Here is an 8,273-nt window from a genome sequence, read left to right as displayed (position 1 = left end):
ATCTAGCTGAGCTATAAAAAGACTTCATTTTTAATATATTGACGTCTTTCTAAATGCCTTTTCAAATACTCTGCTCTCAAGGACGTGTCGCGGACAGAGCAGATCGTATGCTCGAGGGCGCAAAGCTCACAGCAAATAAACTTGCTCTATATTATGACATTACACCTAACTACGTAGGGCAACGATCGCCTACGAAATCGGATGATTGGAGTGTTGCACTCCAGGAATCTCGAAAGACCCTCGCTCTGTTGCAGACAAAAATCTCCCATTTACTAGCCACTGGCGATAGCCCTGTCCTATTTGCATCAAATACCTGCTCAGCGAGCTTAGCGACACTGCCCGTTGTTGCATCGACTTTTCCTGACATAAAGGTCCTATGGATCGATGCACACAGTGACTTTAATACCCCTGAAACGACAGAAACCGGTTATCTCGGCGGGATGGTATTGGCTGCTACATGCGGCCTGTGGGATAGCGGTTTTGGCGCGGGAGTTAAACCTAATAATGTTGCTTTAATTGGCGTACATGACATCGATGAAAAAGAACTTAACAACGTTAATAATGCAGGTCTCATGCACTTTCCCCCTTCAACTCTGACGCCAGAGTCAGTCATCAAATTCATTGGTGATTCCAAAGTCTGGGTTCATGTGGATTGGGACGTTATGGACCCGGGGCAGATTTCCGCTGACTTCAAAGTCGAGGGAGGCTTGAAAGTCGCCCAATTATTGGATCTATTCGAGTCACTTCCTAACAACCAAATTATGGGCTTAGAACTTGCTGAGTTCTGTGCAGATAGCCACTCGTCAGTAGCCAATACAGAAGGACTAGATCTCATCATTCAAGCCGTGGATGCGCTATTCAAAAAAAATAAGAGTTTAAGTCATGGAAATCATCAAAACTAACCCTGCGGCTCTTGCGCCTAATGAGCAACATAAAACCTTGTATACACATGCAGAACTGTTGCAAGAACTGAATCAGTTTTCAAACTGGAAGAAGGAAGCGTGGGAAGAATTCAGTAAGAGAGTCAGCGCCCCCTGAGTTCCCTTGCCTGTTTAGCCGCAGAGCGTGGAACTCTAAGACTATCCAAGTGCTGTTTTGTGAGTCGGATGAACACAACACTTACTACCCGTTTTTGCATGGACTGATTGCTTATACGGACATGTTGAATTCCACTCCAGTTAATAAGCGTATGTTCTCGCCATTAGTGGTGTTTTTTTCTCCGGACCTTTCACTTTCAATGGCACCGCACAAGCTTGGTTGGGAAGTCTTAAATTGGACGCATGAGCACGATGTCGCTCAATGGCCTAGGCATATACCTATCGACCCCGAGGCATCTAAATGGACATACTGCTTTAATGGTGTCGAACTGTTTATCAACATGAGCTCAGACAAGCATCAAGTGCTTAGAAATCGGAATCTCGGCTCACGCCTTAATTTTGTGATTAACGCAAGGGAGGTCTTTGACATGGTCGCTAATGGTGAAACGAAAGGTGGCAGGCAGGCTCGAGAGCGTATTCGAAATCGTGTCAAAAAATACAACAACGGAGTGATGCCAACTGAGTTGGGGTTTTATGGAGAAGAAGAAAACCTCGAATGGCGTCAGTATCAGTTGCAAGAAGCTAGTGTGAAACGACCAAGACTGTGTCCCTTCAAATAAAAACTAACGAGAGAACGTAGATGCCTTTATATAACTCAATAACAGAAACTGTTGGATGCACTCCAATTGTCAAACTAAACAATCTTGCTCCAAAGGGAGTCGAGGTTTATGTCAAAGTGGAGTCTTTCAACCCAGCTGGTTCAGTCAAAGATAGGCTTGCACTCTCAATCGTGTTAGACGCTGAAACAAAAGGTTTGCTCAAGAAAGACGACACAATTATTGAATGCACTTCAGGTAATGTTGGAATTGCCTTGGCCATGGTTGCCGCAGCCAGAGGATACAAATTTATCGCCGTAATGGGGGATGGATATTCGCTAGAACGCAGGAAGCTAATTCGCGCTTACGGTGGTGAAGTCATCTTGTTCCCAAGTGAACAAGGTAGTAGCGGCGGTAATCGAATTGCCGACCAGCTTGCAGCTCAGAATGGATGGTTCAGACCCCGCCAGTTCGATAATCCAGCTAACCCTGCTTATCATCGTGAAACGACAGCAAGTGAGATACTCAGTGATTTTTCTGGTAAGCGTTTGGATTACTTTGTCACAGGCTTTGGTACAAGCGGAACTCTTACGGGTATTGGACAGATGCTGAAGGTGGCACGACCGGAGGTTGAAATTGTCGTCCCAGAACCTAAAGGTGCTCAGATCCTCGCAAAGGACCAATGGAAAGTTCACCCCATCCAAGGTTGGACCCCAGATTTCATACCAAGTGTGCTGGATAAGAGTGTGGTGGATAACCTTGTCACTGTTGATGGAAATTTGGGGATCACGACGGCACGTGACTTAGCTCGTCACGAAGGCATTCTTGTTGGTATCTCTGCCGGGGCAACGGTAGCTACAGCTTTAGAAGTGGCTAAATCTGCATCTAAAGGAAGCGTGATATTGGCAATGGCACCAGATACAGGAGAAAGATATTTGTCTACTGAGTTGTTTGATCAACTTGGTAATGAAGAAACGGACCCTTTTATTACAACTTGGAGCGAAGAGTCTATAACAGCTGAATGTAATGCATAGTTCACCCTCTAAATACTGGATTTATGTTAATAGTACACGTGACATGTAAACGCTATCAACGATAATTATCAACGAAAGGAATACTCGTATGGAAAAACGAATTTCATTAAGTGTGTTGGCGTTGGTCATGTTCTGTGTGGCCTACTCTGTAAACCTTCAAGCACCTCTTTACAGTGTTTATGCCGAAAACAGTAACATGGGCCCCGCGGCGGTCGCCATCGCCTTTGCTGCCTATGTATTGGGTCTATTGCCTACTCTATTAATGCTAGGGGGTATTTCAAATAAAGTAGGTAGGAAGCAACCCATATTCCTTGCACTATTGTTAAGTGCGGGGGCAACGGCATTGCTCGTCATTCAGCCAAATTGGACCTCGTTATTTGTCGCAAGACTGCTATTGGGTGTTGCTACCGCCTTAACCACAACCTCAGTCTCAGCGTATATATACGACCTTATTGATGAACGAGAACAAAAATTTGGTACGTTGCTAGTGGCCGCGTCTACGTCGTTGGGGTTTGGTAGTGGTGCACTTGCGACAAGTGTGAGCCTAAACGTAGCTGGCATGACAGTGCTGCCATACAGTTACCTCAGTCTATTTCTACTCGTTTCTTTGTTGTTGTTGTTGCTGGTTCGATTGCCGAGCAACCAAACCATAAAACCAAATCTCAAACTCATTACATTGCCTTGCTTCCCCACCAACACGTGGTCGTATGGTTTAGGCATGATGTTAGCTTGGGCTACAACGGGTATGGTCATCGCAATCGTACCAATACTTCTCAATGAGATGGGTTTAAGCGATTGGACTGGCTTAATGGTTTTCCTATCTATTTGCACTGGTTTTTTGACTCAACACATTGCTAAACGCTTGCACCCAAACTCAAGCCTAATATTGGGATGTTTCTTTACGGTATTTGGGTTTAGCCTCATAGCACTTGGCTACTATCATGAATCTATCACGATCATTCTTTTCGGAGCCAGTTGCACTAGCCTTTCAAGTTATGGTTTCACATATATGGCGGGGCTACTTAAGTTTACGAGTAACCATAACATCGACAAGGCAAGCTCTACGGCTGGCATGTACATCTATTCTTATGTCGGATTTTCGATACCTGTAATTACGTCCGGATTCATAGCGCAGCGCTTCGGTAACTGGATGGCGATACTCAGTTTTCTAACACTTCTACTGGCTCTTTGTTTCATTATTGTCGTCGGAAAGTTGATAGAAGGGAAGAAACAAACTCACTTTATGAAAGTTAAGAGCTAGGAAGGCTGAATGTCAGACTCACAGATTTCGCTCATTACAGGAGCAAACAGAGGGATCGGTTTTGAAATTGCAGCAGAACTTGGCAAGCAAGGTCATAAGGTACTGCTTGCTGGTAGAAAAGCAGCAGCAATTAAAGAGGCTGCTGCTAACCTGAACCTCCAAGGTATCGAAGTCTATTGCTTATGTATGGACATTACCGACGACAAATCTATCAAAGAAGCCGTCCATATCGTTGAAACCTTGTTTGGTAAGGTCGATATACTTATAAACAACGCAGCAATAAGGGTTGAAGAATATGGCACACCGCCGTCTGAACAACCACTCATAAAATGGTTTGAAACGTTCAATACAAATTTGTTTGGTACGGTAAACGTAACCCGCAGCTTTTTACCTTTACTCAAGCGCTCAATGAAAGGAAAAATCCTCAATGTATCGAGCTTATTGGGATCGGTGACGTTACATAGTGACACCAAATCATACGCATACACGGATGAATTTAAATCTCTACCAGCGTACAGTGCCTCAAAAAGTGCCCTCAATTCTTGGACTGCTCACCTCGCCTATGAGCTTCGAGATACCTCGATAACGGTAAATAGCATCCATCCCGGCTATACAAAGACCGACTTAAACGATGGCGATGGGATGTTAACCCCAAAAGAAGGAGCCCTCACAGCGATAAAAGTGGCACTTGATGCTGACAGCTTAGTGAGTGGTCAGTTTATTCACATGGAATCCCTTCTTCCCTGGTAGTAAAAGGAATAGTTAAATGCTCGCAACAAAGAAAGTCGCTTTAGTCTCAGATAGTGATAGCCTAGCTGTCGACTATGATATGCCTTATATTCTGGACGCTTTTAAGCGTACTGACGTGGAAGTTGATGTGATATTTTGGGATAGCCCCAACCACGATTGGGCTATGTATGATGTGGTTGTCCTGCGCTCACCGTGGACCTATATGGAGAAAATTGAGCCATTCATTGAATTTTGCCAACAAGTTGAAAATTGTTCAGTACTGCTCAATCCTCTATCGGTGATCAGATGGAACTCAGACAAGAGTTATTTGAAACAACTCGAGAAGCAGGGTGTCCCAATTGTCCCGACAGAAATCATCTACTCAGAAACTGAGATTCAAGCAGCCGTTGCTAATCTTCAAGATAACTACTGGAAAGTTCACGAAGTCGTGATTAAACCAACAGTTGGTGCCTATTCATTCGGTGTCATTCGTCTGTCCATCGAAGATTTAGACAAAATAACTCAGCATGTGCGTTACCTATTAGGACTAGGTAAGGGCGTCATTATTCAACCATACCTACATACGATTGAAGAGCATGGTGAAACGAACATGATTTACTTTGATCATACGTACTCACATGCGATTAAGAAGGAACCTTTGCTCGCACAACGTGGTGAGACTAAAACGCCGGACATGGAATTTCGCAAGCTAAAAGAAGCGAATAGTGAAGAGAAGGCGTTGGCGAAGCGTATATTGAGGTTAGTACAAAGCAATCTTGGTCTTTCTCAACCACTTCTGTACGCGAGATTAGACTTCATTGAAGGTAAAAATGGTCGGCCGCTGCTGCTGGAACTTGAGATAACCGAACCATCACTAAGCCTACCACTTACGCCTGAATGCGTTGATATATTTGTGCAGTCGATTATTGATAAAGCCCCAAAGCCTGTATATATAAAGGATTCTTTGTAACTGCCCTGGTTACCTATAAGCAGTTAATCGGTCTTCGAACATAATTATAAAGCGGTTCAGAACTTGTCGCCATTTGCTTATATGGGCATCGTCCATTGTACGGAGACATCCTGGATCGCTAAGAAGATCGTCTTCCCTGCCACTTCATCCGTTGGGAATAGCTTACTTTTGTTGACGGCTTTCGAGATAAAAAGTGACGGATAAAAATTTAGCCTATGAAGTTTCTGGACAAAAATAAATCAGTACCTTTGCTAAATTAGAAAGTCATGAATAACTACAGGTATGGAAAGTCACTTAATTTGGTGTCCAGTCTTGGCTGTGCAGATCATTGTCTATCTTTACCATCCTGTTTAATGTATTTGCGATAGGCTCATTATGGTCGCATAACACTCGGTAAACACACATAATGAAAGGAATTTATCTATGATATTTAAAGGAATCAGTGCTTTCCCGATCACCCCGATGTCGGATGAACGAATCGACGTGACCGCTTATAGTCAGATTCTTGGCCGTTTAATTAACGCAAGGGTTGATTCTATATGTGCCTTAGGGTCAACAGGTTTATATCCGTATTTAAACGCATCAGAGAAACATAACGCGATTGCTACAGCAGTTGAAATGGCAGGAGAAATTCCTGTCTTGGCTGGCATCGGGTCGCTACGATTAAGGGATGTGCTTGCTAATGCTGAGCAAGCAGAGCAGCTCGGCGTAAAAGGTCTTTTACTCGCGCCTATTTCTTATCATCGGTTATTCGATGAAGAAGTCTATGAACTCTATCGACGTGTATCGGAGAGCGTTTCGGTACCTATCTGTGTATACGACAACCCAGCTGCTACCCATTTTACCTTTAGTCACGAACTCCATGCTGAGATTGCAAAGCTAAAAATGGTGCAGTCAATAAAGTTCCCTGGTGCGCAATTTGAAGATCAGGGTGGATGCCGAGTTCAAGCTCTCAGAAAACTACTGCCAGGCAATGTAACGATTGGAGTTAGTGGTGACGTATTCGCTTCAAATGGCATTCAAGCAGGATGTGACGTTTGGTATTCCGTCCTAGCAGGTTTGTTCCCACTCACCGCTCTATACTTATTTAAGCAAGCCAAAATTTCTTCCCCTGCGCAAGCGAAAGAACTCTCTCTAAGATATGACAGACTGTGGCAATTGTTCTCAGATAATCTCGGTGCCATGAGGGTGATGGTCAGTGCGGCAGAAATATTAGGCTATGCTGAATCCCCATGTTTACCAACCCCTTTGACAGGATTAGATAGTGAATCCAAGCTCATTCTGCAAGAAATTATCTCAGAGTTAGATCTCGCTTAACACTATATGTAGAGTGAAATTTCTTACGGGATTTTTCGACCCAAAATCAAGATGGCAAGCTTTGGACCAAAACCGTGTCAGTGTTTTTACTAATCTAGCTGCCACGGGTAAAATGTGATCTACCCTGTCAGCACGAAGCTGGACACTTCTGAGTTACGAACCATAGAACATCCTGACTTTGCGGATTACTTCTAGTATTACAACCATACGACCACCCTGCATGTTGTTGGCCAAATGCCCTTATCCACTACAGATGGCAATTGCCGACAACAAAAAACTTATACCTAATAAGTCAAAACCTAAAACACCCTCTTTTAGAAGGTAATATCCAGAAACAATACCAATAATAGGTATAACCAAGATATTTAAGTTAGCTGACATCATCAATATACTTCGGCACTTCTGGTAGGTTATTTCATCGAAGAAGACTACCAGTTCATCTCAATATCTATCTGCCTAGGTTTTATCTTGATAACTAACTAATGTATTAAAGTACCTGCCAAGCACTTTATTAAAATCACTAATATAACCACCTACCGAGGTAGGTGGTTTTGAGAGAGAAATCTAAGACTCAGACGTTTGCCGCTAAGGAACAGAGACACACGATGCGTAAAGATAGTCGTCGCTCGGCATAGTGAGCCCAGAGTGACCATTTCTGAGAGATATATTGGCATAGCCCGGACCACGAGACGTTGATGTCCAGTAATTTATCCTGACTGCCCAGCCACGAGCAGTAAACATATTTCCATTTGTGTTGAATAGTCCCCTTAACTCATTCACAGTAGCTAAACGCCAGTTGGTTCGTCCTGCAATACTCTTGGAATTATATGTGTCACACAATGAATCTGCGTTATTCCAATCGAAAATATAGAAATCCCCAGTAGGACCTGAAGTTCCTATTTCTTGTGTAAAACCTTTATTTGTACTGCCTCCTCTACTATCTAGGAACGTTTTGGATGGTGAATTTGTAAACAATTTCCCACTACCAGTATCGAAGATGTCAAGACATGAAGCTCCCGTACTCCTACATGCATAGACCTCCACGTCCACTGTGTTACTGGTGACTCCGTCTAGGAAAGCCTCAACCGTCGTGGTGGCGACTGTGTCCCCAGACAATAAACCAGTAGGCGTGACCGTTGCTGTCTGTGGTTCATCCGGTGTCCACGTGACCGAACGGCTGACATCTGATGAGGTCCCATCACTGTAGGTCGCTGTTGCAAGTAACTGTTGTGTTTGACCTTTCGCGACTAAGACCTGTGAAGGCGTGACGGTGAGCGAGGTGACGATGGCATTGGTCACCTCCACGTCCACTGTGTTACTGGTGACTCC

The 8,273-nt window shown here is 43.9% G+C and carries 9 protein-coding genes and 1 pseudogene; 8 read left to right on the top strand and 2 right to left on the bottom strand.

All coding sequences use genetic code 11. The features are described 5' to 3' along the window. Nucleotides 1-107 precede the first annotated feature (107 nt). From AB4496_RS02240 to AB4496_RS02210, 7 genes are all read left to right on the top strand, one after another. Complete coding sequence (locus AB4496_RS02240; RefSeq protein WP_017100381.1) at nucleotides 108-902, top strand: arginase family protein; 795 nt, start codon at nucleotides 108-110, stop codon at nucleotides 900-902. Beyond that, complete coding sequence (locus AB4496_RS02235) at nucleotides 883-1,038, top strand: hypothetical protein (protein ID WP_017100380.1); 156 nt, start codon at nucleotides 883-885, stop codon at nucleotides 1,036-1,038. Before AB4496_RS02240 ends, AB4496_RS02235 begins: the two co-directional genes overlap by 20 nt. Nucleotides 1,039-1,087: 49 nt before the next feature. Further along, nucleotides 1,088-1,657 carry a YqcI/YcgG family protein gene (locus tag AB4496_RS02230; RefSeq protein ID WP_240798337.1) on the top strand — a complete coding sequence of 190 codons (570 nt, stop codon included), beginning with the start codon at nucleotides 1,088-1,090 and terminating at the stop codon, nucleotides 1,655-1,657. A 20-nt stretch (nucleotides 1,658-1,677) separates the two neighbouring features. Next, entirely contained in the window at nucleotides 1,678-2,667 is a 990-nt protein-coding gene (cysK, locus tag AB4496_RS02225; RefSeq protein ID WP_017100378.1) for a cysteine synthase A, read from the top strand. A gap of 88 nt (nucleotides 2,668-2,755) precedes the next feature. Further along, nucleotides 2,756-3,928, top strand: a complete 1,173-nt coding sequence (locus AB4496_RS02220; RefSeq protein ID WP_102258450.1) for an MFS transporter — start codon at nucleotides 2,756-2,758, stop codon at nucleotides 3,926-3,928. Nucleotides 3,929-3,937: 9 nt separating this feature from the next. Continuing rightward, nucleotides 3,938-4,678 (top strand): SDR family NAD(P)-dependent oxidoreductase, encoded by a 741-nt coding sequence (locus AB4496_RS02215; protein ID WP_017100376.1) that lies wholly within the window; start codon nucleotides 3,938-3,940, stop codon nucleotides 4,676-4,678. Between the two features lie 16 nt (nucleotides 4,679-4,694). Beyond that, nucleotides 4,695-5,627, top strand: coding sequence for a RimK family alpha-L-glutamate ligase (locus AB4496_RS02210; protein WP_017100375.1), 933 nt, complete (start codon nucleotides 4,695-4,697; stop codon nucleotides 5,625-5,627). A 9-nt stretch (nucleotides 5,628-5,636) separates the two neighbouring features. On the opposite strand, the pseudogene AB4496_RS02205 reads toward AB4496_RS02210, so the two are convergent. Further along, nucleotides 5,637-5,815 (bottom strand): annotated as a pseudogene (locus tag AB4496_RS02205) (IS256 family transposase); the annotation flags it as partial. Between the two features lie 235 nt (nucleotides 5,816-6,050). Between AB4496_RS02205 and AB4496_RS02200 the strand changes: the two are divergent. Next, nucleotides 6,051-6,944, top strand: coding sequence for a dihydrodipicolinate synthase family protein (locus AB4496_RS02200; protein ID WP_017100374.1), 894 nt, complete (start codon nucleotides 6,051-6,053; stop codon nucleotides 6,942-6,944). Nucleotides 6,945-7,529: 585 nt separating this feature from the next. On the opposite strand, the gene AB4496_RS02195 is transcribed toward AB4496_RS02200, so the two are convergent. Next, nucleotides 7,530-8,273, bottom strand: a 744-nt coding sequence (locus AB4496_RS02195; RefSeq protein ID WP_136975498.1) for an Ig-like domain-containing protein, incomplete at its 5' end; no start/stop codon positions are given.

It is taken from the genome of Vibrio sp. 10N.222.46.A1, from assembly GCF_041473595.1.
Lineage (GTDB): Bacteria > Pseudomonadota > Gammaproteobacteria > Enterobacterales > Vibrionaceae > Vibrio > Vibrio tasmaniensis_A.
This window is presented reverse-complemented; position numbering and strand designations above follow the sequence as displayed.